This window comes from Halomonas sp. RT37, from assembly GCF_040070525.1.
GTDB lineage: Bacteria > Pseudomonadota > Gammaproteobacteria > Pseudomonadales > Halomonadaceae > Halomonas > Halomonas litopenaei.
The window spans coordinates 4,702,053-4,720,844 of the sequence record NZ_CP098827.1 but is presented as its reverse complement, the minus strand read 5'-3'; the positions used below and the strand labels follow the sequence as shown (position 1 = coordinate 4,720,844).

General features: G+C 64.5%; 16 protein-coding genes. 12 read left to right on the top strand and 4 right to left on the bottom strand.

Translation table 11 applies throughout. The features are described from left to right. Positions 1-24: 24 nt before the first annotated feature. The 3 genes from fliD to NFG58_RS20540 all read right to left on the bottom strand — a co-directional run bounded on the left by fliD (position 25) and on the right by NFG58_RS20540 (position 7,420). Entirely contained in the window at positions 25-1,428 is a 1,404-nt protein-coding gene (fliD, locus tag NFG58_RS20550; RefSeq protein WP_348827277.1) for a flagellar filament capping protein FliD, read from the bottom strand. A 118-nt stretch (positions 1,429-1,546) separates the two neighbouring features. Then, positions 1,547-3,298 carry an HD domain-containing phosphohydrolase gene (locus NFG58_RS20545; protein ID WP_348827276.1) on the bottom strand — a complete coding sequence of 584 codons (1,752 nt, stop codon included), beginning with the start codon at positions 3,296-3,298 and terminating at the stop codon, positions 1,547-1,549. 129 nt (positions 3,299-3,427) lie between these two features. Next, entirely contained in the window at positions 3,428-7,420 is a 3,993-nt protein-coding gene (locus NFG58_RS20540) for an EAL domain-containing protein (protein ID WP_348827275.1), read from the bottom strand. Between the two features lie 717 nt (positions 7,421-8,137). Between NFG58_RS20540 and NFG58_RS20535 the strand changes: the two genes are divergently transcribed. The 7 genes from NFG58_RS20535 (at position 8,138) to fucP (ending at position 13,548) form a co-directional block, all read left to right on the top strand. After that, entirely contained in the window at positions 8,138-9,307 is a 1,170-nt protein-coding gene (locus tag NFG58_RS20535; protein ID WP_222568656.1) for a FliC/FljB family flagellin, read from the top strand. Between the two features lie 86 nt (positions 9,308-9,393). Then, positions 9,394-9,774, top strand: a complete 381-nt coding sequence (locus tag NFG58_RS20530; protein ID WP_222568657.1) for a hypothetical protein — start codon at positions 9,394-9,396, stop codon at positions 9,772-9,774. A 241-nt stretch (positions 9,775-10,015) separates the two neighbouring features. After that, positions 10,016-10,300 (top strand): hypothetical protein, encoded by a 285-nt coding sequence (locus NFG58_RS20525; RefSeq protein WP_222568658.1) that lies wholly within the window; start codon positions 10,016-10,018, stop codon positions 10,298-10,300. A 53-nt stretch (positions 10,301-10,353) separates the two neighbouring features. Then, positions 10,354-10,551 carry a hypothetical protein gene (locus NFG58_RS20520; RefSeq protein WP_222568659.1) on the top strand — a complete coding sequence of 66 codons (198 nt, stop codon included), beginning with the start codon at positions 10,354-10,356 and terminating at the stop codon, positions 10,549-10,551. 531 nt (positions 10,552-11,082) lie between these two features. Further along, on the top strand, positions 11,083-11,445 hold the full coding sequence (locus NFG58_RS20515) for a hypothetical protein (protein ID WP_222568778.1): 363 nt from the start codon (positions 11,083-11,085) through the stop codon (positions 11,443-11,445). Continuing rightward, positions 11,354-11,857, top strand: coding sequence for an IS30 family transposase (locus NFG58_RS20510; RefSeq protein WP_222568661.1), 504 nt, complete (start codon positions 11,354-11,356; stop codon positions 11,855-11,857). The genes NFG58_RS20515 and NFG58_RS20510 overlap by 92 nt, the downstream gene beginning before the upstream one ends. Positions 11,858-12,201: 344 nt before the next feature. Continuing rightward, positions 12,202-13,548: an L-fucose:H+ symporter permease gene (gene fucP / locus NFG58_RS20505; protein WP_222568662.1), complete on the top strand. Its 1,347-nt coding sequence runs from the start codon at positions 12,202-12,204 to the stop codon at positions 13,546-13,548. Between the two features lie 27 nt (positions 13,549-13,575). On the opposite strand, the gene NFG58_RS20500 is transcribed toward fucP, so the two are convergent. Beyond that, positions 13,576-14,304, bottom strand: coding sequence for a FadR/GntR family transcriptional regulator (locus NFG58_RS20500; RefSeq protein ID WP_222568663.1), 729 nt, complete (start codon positions 14,302-14,304; stop codon positions 13,576-13,578). 98 nt (positions 14,305-14,402) lie between these two features. Here NFG58_RS20500 and NFG58_RS20495 point away from each other — a divergent pair, with 98 nt between their 5' ends. From NFG58_RS20495 to NFG58_RS20475, 5 genes are read left to right on the top strand one after another with little or no spacing between them, the layout of a single operon-like run. After that, positions 14,403-15,725 (top strand): L-fuconate dehydratase, encoded by a 1,323-nt coding sequence (locus NFG58_RS20495; RefSeq protein WP_348827274.1) that lies wholly within the window; start codon positions 14,403-14,405, stop codon positions 15,723-15,725. Further along, positions 15,722-16,156, top strand: a complete 435-nt coding sequence (locus tag NFG58_RS20490; RefSeq protein ID WP_348827273.1) for an RbsD/FucU family protein — start codon at positions 15,722-15,724, stop codon at positions 16,154-16,156. The genes NFG58_RS20495 and NFG58_RS20490 overlap by 4 nt, the downstream gene beginning before the upstream one ends. Further along, positions 16,156-16,947, top strand: coding sequence for an amidohydrolase family protein (locus NFG58_RS20485; RefSeq protein WP_348827272.1), 792 nt, complete (start codon positions 16,156-16,158; stop codon positions 16,945-16,947). The genes NFG58_RS20490 and NFG58_RS20485 overlap by 1 nt, the downstream gene beginning before the upstream one ends. Further along, entirely contained in the window at positions 16,944-17,942 is a 999-nt protein-coding gene (locus tag NFG58_RS20480; protein WP_348827271.1) for an aldo/keto reductase, read from the top strand. Before NFG58_RS20485 ends, NFG58_RS20480 begins: the two co-directional genes overlap by 4 nt. Continuing rightward, on the top strand, positions 17,939-18,790 hold the full coding sequence (locus NFG58_RS20475) for a fumarylacetoacetate hydrolase family protein (protein WP_348827270.1): 852 nt from the start codon (positions 17,939-17,941) through the stop codon (positions 18,788-18,790). The genes NFG58_RS20480 and NFG58_RS20475 overlap by 4 nt, the downstream gene beginning before the upstream one ends. Positions 18,791-18,792: the final 2 nt, after the last annotated feature.

Genomic DNA, 18,792 nt, shown 5'->3' with positions numbered 1-18,792 from the left:
CGGCTGGGTCTGGCGGGCTCAGGGCTATTGGTTCAGCTGGGCGTTCAGCGCATCGAACTGCTGGGTCAGGTAGCTGCTGGTCTGGTTCATGCTGGCGATCATGCTGTCCAGCTGCCCGAATTGGCTGCGGTAGCGCTCCACGGTGGCATCGATGCTCTGCTCGGTGCGCTCGTACTGGCGATCGAGACTTTCCATGCGGGTCTCGAGCCCGCTGGTAGCATTGTCGAGCAGGCCGCCGTCATCGAGGATGGCGCCCAGGGTGTCGTCGAGGCTGTCGGCAAGACCTACCCCGTCCTCGCCACCGGTAAAGAAGTCGGCCAGGTCGCCGCGCTCGCTGGAGATGACCTCGTCGAGTCGCTCGTCATCGAGTTCAAGGGTGCCGTCGAGCTGCAGGGTGATGCCGATATCGCTGAGGGTGCGGAAGTCACCCTGGGCCACGCCGCCGGACAGGGTGCCGCGCAGCCGCGATTCGATGCTGCGCAGGGTGGCGTCGCCAAGCAGTTCGCCCGAGGCACCGCTTTCGGCGTCGAAGCTGGTCAGCGTGCCCATGGTGTCCTTGAGCTCGTTGTAGCTGTCGACAAAGCCGCTGACCGCTTCACGCAGGGCCAGGTTGTTGTACTCGACCTTGACCGTGGTCTCGCCGACGTCCGTCAGGGTCAGGTCGACGCCCTCGATGGCCCCCTCGACGCTGTTGGAGGCACTGGTGATGGCGATGCCGTTGACCGTCAGTGCCGCGTCTTCACCGGCCACCGACTGGTGCATGCCGGCGCCGGTGTCGTCGGGGTCGGGGCTTGCGATGTCGAACGCCAGCTTGGCCTGCAGCTCGGTATCGGCAGCGTCATCCGGCACGAAGCTCACGGCGCTGATCGACGCCTCGGCGCCGGTCTTGTCGCTCGACAGCACCAGACGGTAGGGGTTGTCGGCGTCGCCGGTATTGATGATCGAGGCGCTGACGCCGGCCTCGGCGTCATTGATGGCGTCGCGCAGTCCCTCCAGGGTGCTGTCTTCCTGGCTCAGGCTGATGCTGACGTCTTCGCCACCCACGGTAAGGCTCAGGGTGCCGGCGCCCAGCTCGCTGTCCCTGGCGTCGAAGCCGTCGCTGGCCAGGCTCTGGGCTCGGGCCAGCCGGGTCACCTCGACGTCGTAGCGGCCGGGGCTCGCCAGTTCGCTGGCGCTGGCGCTGATCCCCTCGCCCTCGACGCTGCTGGACAGGCTCTGGTAAAGCGCCGGGTCGCCGAGCTTGTCGACCGCCTCCTGGAAGCTGTTCAGCGCGCCTTCCAGGGTGCCGTAGGCGGAGATCTTGGCCTGATAGCTCGCCTGCTGGGCCACGATGGGCTCCAGCTGCTTTTGCTCCGCCGCCTCGAGCTGATCGAGCAGCCCGTTGAGGTCGATACCGGAACCGATGCCGAGCGATGAGATCGAGGCCATGTCGTCCTTCCTGTGTGATGGGGGCAGTGTGACAGAACGCCGGCAGGCCAGTGGCTCGAACAGGCGCCCTTGTGCTTGGTATATCGGGTTATCGGCGGTTGCTCATTTGACTTGAGCCTCAGGCGCCGATGATCACCTCGGCCTGGATCTCGCCCAGCGCGGCCAGTGTCTCGCCTTCCACCACGGGGCCGATCAGCGGCTCCCGTGGGACCTGGCTGGGCGGCTTGCCGGCCATGCGCTGTACCCGCGAGGGTCGGTCCTGGTCGTCCAGCGCCAGCACCCAGCCCAGCGAGGCGTCGTCAAAGCGGACCAGCGAGCCGATCGGGTACAGTCCGAAGCGCCGGATAAAGCGCTTGACCCAGCTGGTGTCGAACTTGTCGGGGTGGTCGAGCAGGTAGCGGTAGATCGCCGCGAGACGCCAGGGCGGACGGTCGGGGCGCTGGGCACGCATGGCATCGATGGCGTCGACCACGGCACTGGCCCGGGCCAGCTCACGTAGCTCGTCGTCGCGGATGCCGGCGGGATAGCCGCTGCCGTCGAGGCGCTCGTTGATCTGGCAGGCGGTGGCCTCGAACACCGAGGCGTTGATCCAGGCGCAGTGGCTGAGGCGCTCGCGCAGCCAGCCCACGTGCTGGACCAGACGATTGCGTTCGGCGTCGCCGAAGGTCGGCGTCAGGCGCAGGGGCTCGGGCAGCAGCACCTTGCCCAGGTCATGAATCATGGCGCTGGCGACGATGGACTTGCGCAACTCGCCGGGCAGGCTGTCTTCCAGCAGGTCGATCAACAGGATCGCCACCGACAGGCCGTGGCGTACCGGCCAGGACTCACGGGTCAGGAACCTTAGCGCGAACAGCACGCCGTCGCGGTCTTCGTCGTACAGGGCCAGCAGATGGTCGGCCTGGCGCGACAGGCGCGGGCCGTGGATGCAGCCGCCCTGAATCAGCTCCATCGCCTGGGCGTGCAGGTAGCCGGCTACGCGGGACAGCCGCTGGGTCATGACGGTGGGGTAGGCTTCCGCCTCGCGACGGCCAAGGCGCGGGCCGCGGCGCCCTGCCGGTAGCTGAAACAGCGGCGAAGGCGGTCGCCTGGAATCCACCCCTTCGGCGATGCGCGCGGCCTCGCGTTCGACCTCGCGTACCAGCTTCCACAGGGTGCGATCCTGGTGGGCACCGACGCCGACGAAGCGAAAGCCGGCCTCGACCAGCCGCCGTTCGGGGTCGAAGCGATGATGTTGCACGACGGCCTGGAGCGCCAGACGGGTGCCATCGGGAAAGCCCAGCTCCAGCGGCACCGGCAGCTCTCTGTTGGTCAGCACAGGAGCGGCGGTGCGCGGGAGGTCGAGGCGACAGCCGTCCACCGACAGATCGATCAGGTCGCCGTGCAAGTCCTGGCTATCGCCGTCTCTGAGCACCGCCTCGGCGGCCATGCCCAGGCGCAGGCGCGCGCGAAAGCTCTGACGGCGCTGTAGCCGCTCCAGCTGGTTCGGGTAGGGGCAGCGCCACAGCCGGCGCAGCGGAACGCCTTGGCCGGGCGAGCGGCTGGCTTCCCGCGACAGCGCCGCCTCGCTCGGCGCCGTGGTCACCTCGCCGTCGGCGGCCGTGATCGCCGGAGTGCGGGTGATCATGCCCTCGCAGTAGCCGACCAGACGAAAGGACTTGCCCTGCTTAAGCTGGCGGTGAAGCCCCTCCACCGCGGTGATGTCCAGGGTGATGGACTCCCCCGGGGCAATCTCCATCAGCAGCACCGGTGTCGGCGTTCCATTGCCTTCCTCCCACGCCAGTGCGGCCCCCTGGGGGCCGCTCAAGCAGTCCAGCAGCCTGGCGATTTCCTGGGGGGCGCGTACTTCCTCGAATTCTTGTTGGTCCGGCACCAGCGGGACTCCTCGACGACATCTGGCATACGTTGTCTCGGAGTATCGGCAGAATGTGCCGGATCTTTAGGCTGCCAACCGTGCTCGGGCTAGACAGTCGGCGTGGGTGGTGACTCAGGTCAAGCGTTGTCAGGCCTGGGAGTGACGCTTGCGCCGGGAGCGGTCGATGGCATCGCGCTGGCTGGCCAGGCGATGCTCGCCGAGAAAGCGGGTCAAGCGCTCGAAGGGCATGGGGTGGGCCAGGTGGAAGCCCTGGAAGGCGTCGCAGTGATGCTGCAGCAGGAACTCGTGCTGGGCCTCGTGCTCGATGCCTTCGGCCACTACCATCAGTTCCAGGTGGTGGGCCATGGCGATGATCCCCTGGAGGATGGCGCCATCCTCCTGGTTGTCCGGCAGTCCCTGGACGAAGGTGCGATCGATCTTCACCGTGCTGACCGGCAGGTGCTTGAGGTAGCCAAGGCTCGAGAAGCCGGTGCCGAAGTCGTCGATGGCCACCTCGACACCCATGTCGCGCAGCGACTGCAGCGTCTCGATGGCGTTCGGGGTGTCGTGCATCAGGATGCCCTCGGTCAGCTCGAGGGTGAGCTGGTGGGCCTCGATCCCGGTCTGGTTCAGGGTGTCGCGTACGGTCTCGAGGAAGTTGGCCCGGCGGAACTGCAGCGGCGACAGGTTGACCGCCACCGCCAGGCCCTCGAGGCCGGCCTCGTTGAGGAGCTGCAGGTCGCTGCAGGCGCGGGTCAGCACCCAGTGGTTGATGGCGATGACCTGGCCGGTCTCCTCGGCCAGGGCGATAAAGTCCTGGGGCGGCACCTGGCCGCGTACCGGGTGCTCCCAGCGCAGCAGCGCCTCGACCCCGATGATCGCCCGGTGGTTGTCGAACACCGGCTGGTAGTGCAGGCGTAGCTGGTCACCGTCGATGGCGGCCTGCAGATCATGGCGCATCGCCACCCGCTCGTTTACCCCCCAGGTGATGTCCTGGCTGAAGTGCTGCAGCGCATTGCGTCCCTGGTGCTTGGCCTGGTACATGGCCATGTCGGACTGCTGCAGCAACTGCATCGGTTCGATGGTGACGTCGCTGGACACCGCCACCCCGATGCTGGCGGTAACGTGCAGCTCATGCTCGCCGACCCGGTAGGCCTGGGCCACCTTCGGCAGCAGACGTTCGGCCAGGGTCACCGCCTGCTCGGGCTCGTCGAGGTCCGGCAGCAGCACCACGAACTCGTCGCCGCCGAAGCGGGCCACGGTATCCCCGGGCCTGAGCGCCTCGGTGAGCCGCTGGGCGACCTGGATCAACACCTTGTCGCCGACGTCGTGGCCGAGGCTGTCATTGATCGGCTTGAACTCGTCCAGGTCGATGAACAGCACGCCAAGATGGTGGGACTGGCGCTTGGCCAGGGCGAAATCGTGGCGCAGGCGATCCTCGAACAGGGCGCGATTGGCCAGGCCCGTCAGGGCGTCGTGGCTGGCATGGTAGGCCAGGCTCTCCTCGTAGGCCTTGTGCTCGGAGATGTCGTGCTGGACGCCGACGAAGTGAGAGACCTCACCTTCGCTGTCCATCACCGGCGAGATGTAGAGGTCGTTCCAGAAGGCCTCGCCGTTCTTGCGATAGTTGAGCAGGGTGGCGCGGACTTCGCTGTGGTTTGCCAGCTGGCGACGAATGCGTGCCACCACCTGTGGATCGCTCTCCTCACCTTGCAGGAAACGGCAATTGCGCCCCAGCACTTCTTCCTCGGGATAGCCGGTCATGCGCATGAAGGCCGGGTTGGCGTAGATGATCGGCAGCTCCGGCGAGCGCGCATCGGCGATCACGATGCCATTGATGCTGGCCTCGACGCTGCGCTGCAGGATGCGCAGCTGGGTCTCCTGGGCGTGGCGCTCTGTCACGTCCTTGGCGATGCCGAAGGTGCCGCTGATGTCGCCGTCGATGATGATCGGCAGGTTGGTGATGTCCATCACCCGCCTGCCCAGGGGGGTGGTGATGGGCAGGGTGTAGCGGGTCACCTCGCCCTTGAGCGTCTTGCGCACCGCGTCGCGCACCCAGGAGCGATCCGTTTCCTTGACGAAGACCTCGTAGTGCCGCCCCAGGATGTCACCCAGCGGCACCCCGGTAAGGGTCGAGCAGGTGGTGTTGGCGGCGACGAAGATGCCTTCGTGGTCGAGGGAGTAGATGGCGTCGGGGTTGTAGGTGAACAGCGAGCGGTAGCGCTGTTCGCTCTGGAACAGCGCCTGGCGGTCCTGGTCGCGTTCCACCGCCAGGGCGACCAGCTCCAGGCAGCGCTCGATACGCCTGCTGGGCTCGGCCTGTTGTGCCGGCGGGTGTCGAAAGAACAGGCTGACCACCCCCAGCAGGCGTTCATCGCTGGCGATGACCGGGTAGGCCCAGCAGGCCATCAACTCGCCGTCGCGCAGGCGCGGGTGCACGCCGGCGCAGGCCGGGTCCTCGGTGATGTCGTCGCTGGCCCGGGGGGCCCTCGCCGCGGCGGCGCTGGCCCAGGTGCCGAAGGTGCCGCCCACCGGGGTTCTGGCGAGCAGTGGTGCCATCTCAGATGGCAGGCTGTGGCCCGCGGTCAGGCTCAGGGTCTCGCCGCCGGGGTCCAGGGTCAACACGGTCGCGATGGCATTGGGGAGGTGGCCCTCGAACAGCCTGCAGCAGGCCTCCAGGGTCTCGGTCAGTGGCGCCTCCCGGGCGATCATCGACTGGATGCCCTGGTAGCTTTCGAGCTGGTCCTGGGCGGCCACCAGGCTCTGGGTCTGCCACAGCAGGGTGCGCATCAACGACAGGCTGATGGCCAGGCTGTAGGACATGATCAATCCGATCAAGGTGATCACTGCCGGCAGGCTGCCGGCCAGCCACCAGTCACTGTCGGGGCCTGGCAGCGCGCGCAGGGTCAGGGTGCGCCCGTCCAGCTCCAGGGTCTGCTCGGCCAGTCTGGGTAGGGTCGGGTCCTTGACCTGCCAGGTGTCTTCGCCAAAACCGCACCACCAGACGCCCTGGCTGTCGGTGACGGCCAGCAGGGTGCGGTCGGCAACGCTGCGGTGACTGGGGGCCAGGGTGCCGGGCAGATCGATGCAGGCGACCAGGCGCAGATCCTCATCGGCCAGGGTCCTGACCATGCGTGCCGACGTCGCCAGCGGGTTGTCGGGCAACTCCAGCCGTAGTTCGCCGCGGGCCGGCCTGGGCAGTGCCTCGCTCAAGCGGCAGACGCTGTCCTGGGCACGCCGTGAGCGCAGCCATAGCCGCTGGTCGCCGCGATACAGCGCCAGGCTCTCCAGGCTTTGTACGTCTCGCAGATAGAAGGTGATGACGTCGGCCAGGGTATTGGCGTCGGTCGTCTGCTCGCCGGCACGGTTGGCCAGGCGGTCGAGCCAGCGCTGGTGTAGCGCCATCTGGCCGCGTGCGCGCTCTTCGATGTTGGTCAGGGTATTGGCGGCGTCCTGCTGGACGTGGCTCTGGCGCACATGGTTGAGCGACAGCCAGGCCAGGCTGCTGAGCAGTACCCCGGCACAGGCCACCGCGATGCTGGCGCGTTGTAGGCGCAGCGGGCGGTTGGGCGGGCGTGAGGCAGCCACCAGCGAGGCCGGGCCGGCGATCAGGTAGAGCAGACACACCGCCATGGGCGAGGTGCTGCGGGTCACCTCCCAGACTTTGGGTGCCTGGCCAGGAATCACCAGCCAGACGGTAAAGATCGCGCCGATCAGCAGCAGCAGCCCCCCCGACAACCGCCACCAGAAGGAGCCCTGGCGATGCTCCACCCCGATCATCAGGGCCACGCAGCCCGGCAGCATCGCCAGGCCCGCCCAGCTGGTCATGCGCGGACCGCCGGTCAGCAGCGACTGCACGTCGGCAGGGCCGCTGGCGACCAGGTCATGGACGATGGCGTACAGCGCCAGCAGCAGCATCATCAGGCCGCAGACGCTGCGGCCACGCGGTCTGCGCAGTACCTGCAGCAGAACGCCGCCGCCGCCAGCGAGGCTTGCCAGCGCCACATCGGGGACCAGCAGCGGCTGTTCCACCGGGTGGATCAACCAGGCGGCGAGACCCGCAGCGCCGACCATCAGCAGTCCGCTGGAGGCCATCAGCAGCCAGGCATCTTCCGCCACATCGCGCAGTCTAAACGGCATCCTACCCACGACCCCCTTGGCGACCCTGCTTCCGGGCGCTCATTTCCTTGTCCTTCCGACGCTATGACGAAGACTCGCCATCCTCACAGCATGGCAGGCGACAGCGTTGATAGCGGCCACCGTGGTGCGTCTACCGCCCGAGGCAAAGGCGCCTTTGGACGGGCGGTCCGGTATCCCTGGACGCGTTTGCTCGAAATGGCACCAAAACAGTCTTCAACATACCTCAATCACCCGCGAGTGCTAGCCCCTGATGTCAGCATCCACTACCAGAGTCAGCGTCCAGCAAGGGCGCGAGGGGGACAACCGTAGAGGGCATGCTTCAGCGAATGGGCACAAAGAGGGCACAGGAAAGCATGCAGAACAGTCACAGACCCGATTAAGCGCGGGTGAAGACCCGATGGAGAGCCGATAAAGAGCCGATAAAGAGCCGGTGAGGGGGGCGAGCGAGTGAAGAGCGAGTGCAGGCCTGATGCGGACCTGATGAAAAGCGGCGCAGCCCCGGTAAAGAGCCGGCGCAGACCCGGTGAAAAGCAGCCGCAGGCGGCCCAGCAGGCGGTCAAGCAAGCCCCCAGGCAAGAGCCTTCCAAAGAAATTTGCCCGCCAGGGCTAAAGCTTTTCGACGAGCCACCGATAAAGAGGGTAACGGCCAACGGCGCCGTTGCGGCAGGCCAAGACGGTCCGCCAATGGAGCCCAACCCTTTAAGGAAGGATGACACCATGTCCGTGATCAATACCAATATCACTTCCATGATTGGTCAGCAGAACCTCAACGCGTCCAAGAGCGCCCTGACCACCTCCATGGAGCGCCTGTCCTCCGGCCTGCGCATCAACAGCGCCAAGGACGACGCCGCCGGCCAGGCCATCGCCAACCGCATGTCCTCCCAGATCACTGGTCTGTCCCAGGCCCAGCGCAATGCCAACGACGGTATCTCCGTTGCCCAGACTGCTGAAGGCGCGCTCAACCAGGTTAACGATAACCTGCAGCGTGTGCGTGAACTGACCGTTCAGGCCCAGAATGGAACAAACTCTACTGAAGATAAACAATCCATTCAGGACGAAATTAACCAGCGTCTCGATGAGATTGATCGTATTTCTGAAGAAACTGACTTCAATGGCGTAAAGGTTCTTGCTAGTACGCAAAATCTCAGTATCCAAGTTGGTGCTAACGATGGTGAGAACATCAGTGTCAACTTGGAAAAAACTGATCGTGCAAGCCTTGGGCTTGATGGGTTCAACGTCAGTGCTTTGTCTGGTCCCATCACCGAAATCACTTCTACAAGTGCGGGAGGTGTGGAGACTACCACGCCTGTCGACTTCTCTGGGCTAGGTGCTCTCACCGCGTCAGGTGGGGCTTTGGATGGACAAAGTTTAACGCTGCGTGGCTACGGTGATTTCGATGCGGACGCCGGGACCTATGCAAATTATGCCATCGAAGATGATAATGGTAACTTGTATAAACTCGATGCAACAGGCACAGCCGCCGATGATATTGCCTTTGATGCTTCGGCTGGTACATTCGCTATCGGTGCTAACATTGACGCGACCGACTCCGCGGATCTTGATAGTTTGGCAACTGCCTATGACGATGACGTTGCAGCAGGTCTTTCTTCAACAGCGAATCCGCTTGGCACTATAGATAGTGCGCTCAAGATGGTCGATGAGCAGCGTTCAGAACTGGGTGCGATCCAGAATCGTTTCGAGTCTGCAATCACCAATCTGAGCACCACCGAGACCAACCTGTCTGCCGCCCGTTCGCGTATCGAAGACGCCGACTACGCGGTGGAAGTGGCCAATATGACCCGCGCGCAGATCCTGCAGCAGGCCGGTACCTCTGTGCTGGCTCAGGCCAACCAGGTGCCGCAGTCCGTGCTGTCCCTGCTGGGCTAAGCTAAGGCTTGGCCGCAAGGCTGAAGTGGTAAGTAACGACGGGGCCGAAAGGCCCCGTTTATGCTATTAGCTATTCAGGTGACAACATGACGGAATATGCTTTGGTCAGTAGCAAGGAAGAGCTGAAGCAGGCCTTAAAATCTGAGACAAGAAACATAATCATTACCAACCAGTCCTTGGCCGCTAATGTTGTCCGTATAAAAACAGCATCAAAGGTGGCTTTGGTCGCAGTGGTGGGCGGTGCCGGTTTTGCGGCAGTGAGTTTCTGGAACCCTGTAGGGTGGACCGCCGGAGCAGTGGGAATTGCAGCAGGTGGAGCGACGCTAACCCCAGCGGTTTTGGCCCTAAGCCTGAGTGCCAGTCTGATTTTCCTGATTTATAACGGTTACTCTATCAAAGGAAAGGGGAAGTATACGGCACCCGATGGCTCGGTGTTTGAAGGGGAAGTTATTTTGGAGAAAAAATGACCAGCACTGACTATTAGCAAGTCATCGATAAACTACAAACCGCCATCGAAGATACTCAGCATGCTCGACGCATCGAGGGAGCGAGTATAGGTACTGAGATGCTTGAGGTTTAAGAAAAGCTGTGACTCAGTAGCGGAAGTATACGCTGACGATGGTGGACGCTTGATTCACATGAAACGACTGATAGCCGACCTTTCCGGAAAGTCGTTTTTTTCAAGTTGAATAGAGAAGTAGCTAGCATATGCAAAACGATAAAATTCACGAAAGCGAGTCTCATTCACAGGAAGATGAGCCCGGCACTTTCGCGACATCCAGCCCCTTTACCTTGGCCAATGCTTTTCGTTCGGCCGCAGTGCTGAGTGTGGTGGCAGGGGTCTATCTCTTCTTTCAGGCCCTACAAGCGGCTTCGATTGTTGGTAGTGCGGCCTATGAAGTTGCTGGCTTGCGTCTTGGCATCACCGTGGTCATCACGCTATTTCTCCTGCTTGGCGAGAAGCTATGTCGCTTTCTGGACGGCTATGAGTAGTGCCAACTCGACATAATATTCTGACAGAACTTGATGGGTAGCTTGAGGCAAATATGACAACAGACGAATGCCAGCAAGTAATCGATGAACTTCAAGCGGTCATCGACGATACCCACCAGACCCTCGAACGCTTTGAGGCGACCGGGATGGCGTCCGAGATGCCTGAGGACGTTGAACAGCTTCACGCCATCCTCGATCGCGCCGTCCGCGACCAGAAGGTACATACGCTGGCGATGCTGGACGAAAAATAGATCAAGATCGGCTCAGGCGGCTCTCTACGCCTTCTTCCTTCTATATTGCTACCTGCCTCTGCCTGTTCTTCCCTTCGGCTGAGGCGCCGACTCAAGGCGATATGGCTGTATATCCCCCATATTGAAAGGTCGGCTTACCATCTGCATGCTTTGGCTTGGTATTGAATAGTATTGACTATCATTAACACAAACTTTTTTCGCCACTTAATACCTGGATTCATAAATTAACCGCAGCACTTTGGCCCGCGAGGTAGAGGCAGGAGAGGCAGCGCCGGTACTCATCTCGGCACACCGTCCAAAGTGAAGCAGTGCATGGGATACCGACAACTGACCCAGACCCAACGATACCAGATCTATGTCCGTTATGACCTGGGCGTGAGCCGACGCCAGATAGCCAGAGAGCTTGGCATCGACAACAGCACGGTCAGCCGGGAGTTGCGTCGGAACGCCATCGACAGCGGTTACGATCCTGAGATAGCGCCATCCTGCAGTGATCATCGGTGACGCACTGCCTGGAAGAGGACAAAGCGCTTGCCCAGCATGATTGCCGCTGTCGTCGACCGGCTGCGAGAGGAATGGAGTCCAGAGCAAATCAGCGGTTTCATGTCGCCCTTGTCTGGTGTCGGCGTCAGTCCCCAGTGGTTCTACTCCTTGATCTGGGATGACAAGGCCTCCGGTGGCGATCTCTGGAAGCACCTCCGCCAGCCCAAACGGCGCAGCAAGCACCGGGCTCAAGCCAAGAGCGCAGGACTTGGTAAGATTCCCTACCGCGTGGGCATCGAGCATCGCGCGGCTGAGATCGATGAACGGCGCTTCATTGGCTACTGGGAGGGCGACACCGTGGTCCAGGGGGCACAAGCAGTCGGGCCTGGACACGCTGGTCGAGCGCCGTAGCGGCTATCTGCTGGCGGCACGGTTGCCCAAGCTTTCGGCTGAGCTGACGCAAAAGGCCATGATTCAGCTGCTAAAACCTCGCCGCGGTGCTGTCCTAACCATCACCCTGGACAAAGGCTCGGAATTCGCGGATCACGAGATCGTGGCCAATGCGGTAACGGCAGCGACTTACTTCTGCGATCCCTACTGCTCCGGGCAGCGTGGGACCAATGAGAACACCAATGGCCTGATACAACAGTACTTTCCCAAGGGAACAGACTTTCGACAGGTCACCGATGCCAAGCTGCGCAAGGGGGTCGAGAAGCTGAATGACCGCCCCCGAAAGCGTCTCGGCTATCGCACACCGGCACAGGTTTTCCTGGGGGAATATTCAGGAGCCCTGAATACCGCAGCTGCTGCGCTTGTTGCTTGAATTCAGGTTTCTCTCCTCTTTCCCCCCCCCATAGCGATAGCCAGCCGGGCTGACCTATTCATCGTATCTATCTTTCGCAAAGGGCGGTGGGCAGCGCCTAAGCCATTCGCCTGACGCCCCTGGTGCTGCCTCTGTCTTGAGCTTTTTCTGCTCCACGTCGCAGCGACAAAAAATTCATTTAAAACAGAGCATTGCAATAACCTCTGCCGTATCCCCTAAGACGTTTGTCTTATCTCTCATTTCTTGTATTCACGTGGCACCTCGACTAGCTTCTCCCTCACTAGCTAAATTCATCTGATCAATTGTCTCGATAACCACATACAAATACATACAAGGAGTCACTTGTGGATGCATCCTCTACCGCGGCGGCTGAGCAACAGTCGGCGCCGGAAAAGTCCTCTTTTCTGCACAGGGGCATGACCTTGCCCTTTGTGCTTATCGTCACCTGCTTTGCCGCCTGGGGGCTCGCCGGCAACCTCACTGATCCTCTGGTGTCGGTGTTCGGCTCGGTGTTCTCGATGAGCGCGCTGCAGGCGTCGCTGGTGCAGTTCGCCTACTACGGTGCCTATTTTGCCCTGGCGATCCCGGCGGCCTGGATCAATTCGCGCCTGGGCTACAAGGGTGGCGTGCTGATCGGCCTCTTGCTGGCGGCCACCGGGGGGCTTCTGTTCATGCCGGCCTCCCAGATGATGACCTACTCGATGTTCCTGGTGGCGCTGTTCACCCTGGCGGCGGGGCTGTCGATCCTCGAAACCTCGGCCAATCCTTACGTGATGGCGATGGGCCCGCGCGAGAACGCCACTCGGCGGTTGAATTTCGCCCAGTCGTTCAACCCGGTGGGGTCGAACCTGGGGGTGCTGCTGGCCGCGGTGTTTATCCTGCCCCACGTCAATCCGGCCACCGCCGAGCAGCGCGCCTCGCTCACCCAGGAGGCGCTGACCGAGATGCAGTCGGCGGAATTGCAGGCGGTGATGGGGCCCTACATCACCCTGGCACTGGTCTATGTGGTGATCGCGATAGCCATCGCCATGGTGCGGGTGCCGCGCCACGAGGCGCTGATGGCGGACCGCAAGAGCGAGACGGTGGCGCTGTCGGGAAGTCGCCTCGGCCGGCTGGTGCGCAACCGTCGCTATGCCTTCGGGGTGGTGGCGCAGTTCTTCAACGTGGCCGCCCAGACCTGCACCTGGACCTTCACCATCCACTACGTGACCGAGGCGCTGGGCGTCGGCAGCGAAGAGGCCGGCTACTGGCTGCAGGCTTCCCTGCTGGTCTTCCTGGTGTCGCGCTTCGTCATGGTCGGTGTCATGGGTCGGGTGGACCCGCGCAAGCTGATGACCGGGATGTGCGTGCTCGGCGTCGCGCTGTCGCTGGTGGCGGTGTTCAGCGGCAACCTGCTCGGCGCGGTGGCCCTGGTGCTGCTGAGCGCCTGTATCTCGCTGCTGTTCCCCACCATCTACGGCATCTCGCTGGAAGGGCTGGGGCAGGACACCAAGTACGGCGCCGCCGGCCTGGTGATGGCGATCGTCGGTGGCGCCCTGGTGCCGCTGGCCCAGGGCTGGCTGATCGATATCACCTCGGCCCAGACCAGCTACCTGGTGGTGGCGGTGTGCTTCGCGGTGATCGTGGCCTTCGGCGTCTATGTGCAGCGTCATCCGCGGCCCGAGACCAGCAACGAGGGTGATCTGGCCTGAGCTGGCGTCTCTTGAACTGGCAGCGCCTTAACGCGAATCGGGGGTGTCCCGCAGCACCACGGCGACCTGAGCGAGGTGAGTCTGCATGGCGGCATGGGCGCCCCTGGGGTCGCCGGCGACGACGGCATTGAGGATGGCCAGGTGTTCCTGGTGGGTGATGGCGATACGACCGCCGAGGTGGATCGATTGCCACAGCCGCATCCGCAGGGTCGGCCGCGACAGCGCCTCGAGCAGGGCGACCAGCACGGGGTTGCGGGAAATCCTCGCCAGGCTGAGGTGGAACTCCAGGTCGGCGGCCATGGCACCTTCGTGGTCCAGCGCCTGGATGGCGGGCTCGGCCTCGGCCAGTACGGCCTTCAGGCGCTCGATGTCCTCGTCGGTTCGGCGCAGCGCCGCCACCGCCGCGGCCTCCACCTCCAGCGCCTGGCGCACATTGTGCAGGTCGCGGGACGAGGTCCCGGCCTGGATGCCTGCCCAGAACTCCAGGGGCTTCAGCAGCAGCCCCGGGTCCAGCGAGGTAACGGTGGTGCCGGAGCCCTGGCGGGTCTCGAGGATGCCCATGGCAACCAGCGCCCTGACCCCTTCGCGCAGCGAGCTGCGCGAGACAGCGAAGCGGGTGGCGAGGATCGACTCGACGGGCAGGCGGTCGCCGGAAGCGATTTCACCGGAGACGATCATCTCCTGGATGCCTTGCACCACCACCTCGTACTGGGAGGGGCGGCGTTGGTCGCTTTCGGACGGGGGCGGCGGCGTCATGGCAGGGGCTCCGGCTCGGAAGGGGTGATCGAATCCCGCCATTCTATCGAAAACTTCGGCAGCACTTTAATACATCTGATGAATCTGGAGGACGATACGTGTCCGTCATCACCTCAATCGAACTGGTGGATCTGCGTTTTCCCACCTCGGACAGCAGCGACGGCTCCGACGCGGTCAACAAGGACGCCGACTACTCGGCGGCCTATCTCAGGCTGGTCACCGATGACCGCGCGCTCTATGGGTGCGGCTTCACCTTTACCATCGGTCGCGGCAACGAGATCTGCCTGCAGGCCATGGAGGCCCTCGCCCAGCCGCTGGTCGGCCGGGACGCGGCCGAGGTCTGCAAGAGCCCGGGGGCGGTCTATCGTGAACTCGCGGCGGATTCGCAGCTTCGCTGGCTGGGCCCGGACAAGGGGGTGGTGCACCTGGCGCGGGCGGCGGTGATGAACGCCGTCTGGGACCTGGCGGCCCGGCATGCGGGGCTGCCGCTGTGGCGTCTGGTCTGCGAGATGGAGCCGGAGGTGCTCGTCGAGCAGTTGGATCTCAGCTACCTGGGTGACGTGCTGAGCGCCGAGGAGGCGGTGGCGATGCTCAAGGAACAGCGGCCCTTCCAGCAGGAGCGCATCGCCGAGCTGAGCGAGCAGGGCTTTCCCTGCTACACCACCTCGGCGGGGTGGCTCGGCTATTCGGACGAGAAGCTGGCCCGCCTGTGTCGGGAAGCGATGGACGAGGGCTACCGCCATATCAAGCTCAAGGTCGGCGCCAATCCGGAGGACGACGAACGTCGCCTGGGGATCGCTCGCTCGGTGATCGGCCCCGACGTGGCGCTGATGATCGACGCCAACCAGATCTGGGAGGTGCCCGAGGCCATCGAGCGGGTCGAGGCGCTTTCCCATCACGACCTTTTGTGGATCGAGGAGCCCACCAGCCCGGATGACGTGCTGGGGCATCGCAGCATCGGCGATGGCGTGCGCCCGCTCGGCATCGGCGTCGCCACCGGCGAGCACGGCATGAACCGGGTGCTGTTCAAGCAGTTGCTGCAGGCCAACGCGGTCGACTACGTGCAGATCGACTCCTGCCGTCTTGCCAGCGTCAACGAGATCATCCCGGTGCTGCTGATGGCCAGGAAGTTCGGCAAGCCCGTCTGCCCCCACGCCGGCGGGGTGGGGCTGTGCGAGCTGGTCAATCACCTGGTGATGATCGACCACGTCGCGGTGTCGGGGCCCGTGGACGGGCGGGTGGCCGAATTCGTCGATCACCTGCACGAACACTTCGTCGACCCCTGCGTCGTGCGAGATGGCGCCTATACATTGCCGCGTGAGCCGGGGTATTCCGCCGAGATCAAGGCCGAGACGCTGGCGGCCTGGGCCTGGCCGAACGGCACCGAGTGGACCCGTCGGCGCCAGGCGGTGCCGGCATGATCCGCGGCCCGCTGCTCAATCCGCCCTTGCTCGAGGGCCTGGCCGCCGCGGGTCATGGCGCCAGGGTGCTGGTGGCCGACGCGCTATATCCGCATTCGACCGGTGCGCCGCCAGCGGCGAGCCGGGTCTACCTCAACCTGTGCGAGGGCATGGTGCCGGTGCTGTCGGTGATGGAGACGCTGGCCCAGGCGGTGTTCGTGGAAGAGGTCACCTACATGGCCGACGCCGAGGGCGGCGCCTCCGAATCGGTGGTCGAGTGCCGCCAGCGGCTGGCCGACCACCGCCATGGGGGAGGCCAGCAGATCGCCTGGTCGAGTCTGGATCGCTGGGCCTTCTATGACGCCTGCCGCGGCCCCGAGGTGTGCCTGGTGGTGGCCACCGGCGAGTGCCGCCCCTACTCCAATTTTCTGCTGACGATAGGCGTTCCGTGATGATCGATACCCACCTTCACGTCTGGGACACCGGTGCGGTGCGGATTCCCTGGCTCGCCGATGCGGGGCTGCCCGCCCGGGCGCCGATTCCCGATGGCCAGGACCGCCGCTACGTGCTGGTCGAGGCCGACGCCCCGGACCCCGCCGAGGAAGCCGCCTGGCTGATCTCGCTGGCCCAGCAGGACCGGCGGGTCCACGGCGTGGTGGCGAGCGTCGCGCTGGAGCTTCCCCAGGCCGAGCGGGCGCTGGCGAGTCTGGCCGAGGTGCCCCAGGTGGTCGGCGTCAGACGCCTGCTGCAGGACCGCGAGCTGTTTGATTCGACCGTCCTGGTCGAGGGCCTGAAGCGTCTGGCCGACTGGGGCCTGCCCTTCGATGCCTGCGTCAGGGATCGGGAGCTGCCGCGCCTGCTGGCGTTGCTCGAGCGGGTGCCGGAGCTGACGGTGGTGCTCGACCATATGGGCAAGCCGAACCCGCGTGATGGCGTCGCGCGAGAGGCCTGGCAGCGCAATCTGGCGCGCCTGGCCGAGCTCGACAGGGTCCACTGCAAGCTGTCCGGTCTGCCGGCGGAGTGCCGTGACGCCGACGAACTCGAGCGCCACGCCGCGGACATCGTCGACGTGGCGCTTGAGACCTTCGGTGCCGAGCGCTGCCTGCTCGGCAGCGACAGCCCGATCAGCCAGGACCCCAAGGACTGGTGCGAGCGGGTGCTGGCGCGGGTGCCCGCAGAAAAGCGCCAGGCCGTTGCCGAGGACAACGCCTTGAACATCTATCAGAGGAGGGATGCCCGATGACCACATCGCCGATCGCCAGCCGTCTGCCGCCCAAGCTGCGCCGTGCCTTTGAGGGCCTCGGCGTCGGTGCGGCGCAGTTCGGCAACATGGGCAAGGTCACCCCCGAACAGGACTGCCTGGCCGCCGTGGACACCGCCTGGGAGCTGGGGCTGCGGTTTTACGACACGGCTCCGCACTACGGGCTCGGGCTGTCCGAGCAGCGCCTGGGCAAGGCGCTCAAGGGGCGTTCGCCGGACGACTACGTCATCTCCACCAAGGTGGGGCGCCTGCTGGAGCCCAATCCTGCCCCCCAGGGCAGCGACGAGGCCAACGGCTTCCACGTGGCCGATGACCTGACCCGACGGCGTGACTACACCGCCGAGGGCGTCAGGCAGAGCCTGGAGGCCTCGCTTGCGCGCCTCGACATGGCGTCGGTGGACATCCTCTGGATCCATGACCCGGAAGAGCCCACGGATCGCTTCGAGGAAGCCCTGGCGGGGGCCGTCCCCGAGCTCGAACGCCTGCGCGAGCAGGGCAGGATCGCGGCCTGGGGCGTGGGCTCCAAGGACGCCGGTATGCTCAAGCGCTTCGTCGATCAGGCCAGGCCCGACCTGATCATGCTGGCCGGTCGCTACACCCTGCTGGAGCAGGAGCAGACAGGACTGATGAGCGCCTGCCTGGAGCACCAGGTCGGAGTGGTCGCCGTCGGCGCCTTCAATTCGGGCCTGCTGGCGCGTGACGAGCCTCCCGCCGACGCCTGGTACGAGTACGGCCAGGCACCAGAGGCGGTGCTCGAACGTGCCCGCGAACTCGCCGCGGTGGCGCGAGCCCACGGCGTCAGCCTGCCGGCGGCGGCGCTGGCCTTTCCGTGGCGCCACCCCGCCGTGGTCAACGTCATGGCCGGAATGCGCTCGCCTGAGCAGGTTAAGCGAAATCATGCACTGGCCTCGTGCGATATCCCCGAGGCCTTCTGGAACGAACTGCAGGCGCGAGGCCTGCTGAAGGAGAACACATGAAGCTGTTGCGCCGTGGAACGATGGGTAACGAGATGCCGCTGGTCGAGGTCGAAGGTGTGCTCTACGACGCCTCACCGGTGGGCGACTTCGGGCCAGGCTTCTGGAAGGACAACGGCGTGGCGCGTCTTCGCCAGCTGCTGGACGCCGGACGGCTGACCGCCGTCGAGCTTGCCGACGAGGTTCGCCACGGCTCGCCGGTGGCGGCGGTGGGCTCGGTGATCTGCATCGGCCAGAACTACGCCGCCCACGCCGCCGAGTCCGGCGCCGAGCCGCCGAAGCAACCCATCGTCTTCTTCAAGACGCCCAACACCGTCGCCGGCCCCGACGACACCGTCACCATTGCGCGCGGTTCGGAAAAGACCGACTGGGAGGTCGAGCTCGCCATCGTGATCGGCAGCACCGCCAGCTACTGCGACTCGCTGGAGGAAGCGGCCAGCCACATCGGTGGCTATGTGCTCGCCAACGATCTGTCGGAGCGCAAGTTCCAGCTTGAGGTCTCCGGCGGCCAGTGGAGCAAGGGCAAGTGCAGCCCGGGCTATATGCCGCTGGGCCCCTGGATCGTGACCGCCGACGCCTTCGATCCCGCCGATGTGGGCCTGCGCTCCTGGGTTAACGGCGAGCCGCGCCAGGACTCCCGCACTTCGGACATGATCTTCGGCTGCGCCGAGATCGTGCGCGATCTGTCGCAGTACATGCAGCTCGAGCCCGGCGACGTCATCTCTACCGGAACCCCCGAAGGGGTGGCCGTCTCGGGGCGCTTCGACTACCTCAAGCCGGGCGACGTGGTCGAGGTGGAGATCGACGGCCTGGGCCGCCAGCGTCAGACATTTCGTGCCTGGGAGGACTAATC

What these genes read in the sequence shown, in the direction of transcription:
- fliD (WP_348827277.1), bottom strand. Translation starts at nt 1,428, where the DNA reads ATGGCCTCGATCTCATCGCTCGGCATCGGTTCCGGTATCGACCTCAAC.
- NFG58_RS20540 (WP_348827275.1), bottom strand. Translation starts at nt 7,420, where the DNA reads ATGCCGTTTAGACTGCGCGATGTGGCGGAAGATGCCTGGCTGCTGATG.
- NFG58_RS20535 (WP_222568656.1), top strand. Translation starts at nt 8,138, where the DNA reads ATGTCCGTGATCAATACCAATATCACTTCCATGATTGGTCAGCAGAAC.
- NFG58_RS20530 (WP_222568657.1), top strand. Translation starts at nt 9,394, where the DNA reads ATGACGGAATATGCTTTGGTCAGTAGCAAGGAAGAGCTGAAGCAGGCC.
- NFG58_RS20525 (WP_222568658.1), top strand. Translation starts at nt 10,016, where the DNA reads ATGCAAAACGATAAAATTCACGAAAGCGAGTCTCATTCACAGGAAGAT.
- NFG58_RS20520 (WP_222568659.1), top strand. Translation starts at nt 10,354, where the DNA reads ATGACAACAGACGAATGCCAGCAAGTAATCGATGAACTTCAAGCGGTC.
- NFG58_RS20510 (WP_222568661.1), top strand. Translation starts at nt 11,354, where the DNA reads ATGAACGGCGCTTCATTGGCTACTGGGAGGGCGACACCGTGGTCCAGG.
- NFG58_RS20500 (WP_222568663.1), bottom strand. Translation starts at nt 14,304, where the DNA reads ATGACGCCGCCGCCCCCGTCCGAAAGCGACCAACGCCGCCCCTCCCAG.
- NFG58_RS20490 (WP_348827273.1), top strand. Translation starts at nt 15,722, where the DNA reads ATGATCCGCGGCCCGCTGCTCAATCCGCCCTTGCTCGAGGGCCTGGCC.
- NFG58_RS20485 (WP_348827272.1), top strand. Translation starts at nt 16,156, where the DNA reads ATGATCGATACCCACCTTCACGTCTGGGACACCGGTGCGGTGCGGATT.
- NFG58_RS20480 (WP_348827271.1), top strand. Translation starts at nt 16,944, where the DNA reads ATGACCACATCGCCGATCGCCAGCCGTCTGCCGCCCAAGCTGCGCCGT.
- NFG58_RS20475 (WP_348827270.1), top strand. Translation starts at nt 17,939, where the DNA reads ATGAAGCTGTTGCGCCGTGGAACGATGGGTAACGAGATGCCGCTGGTC.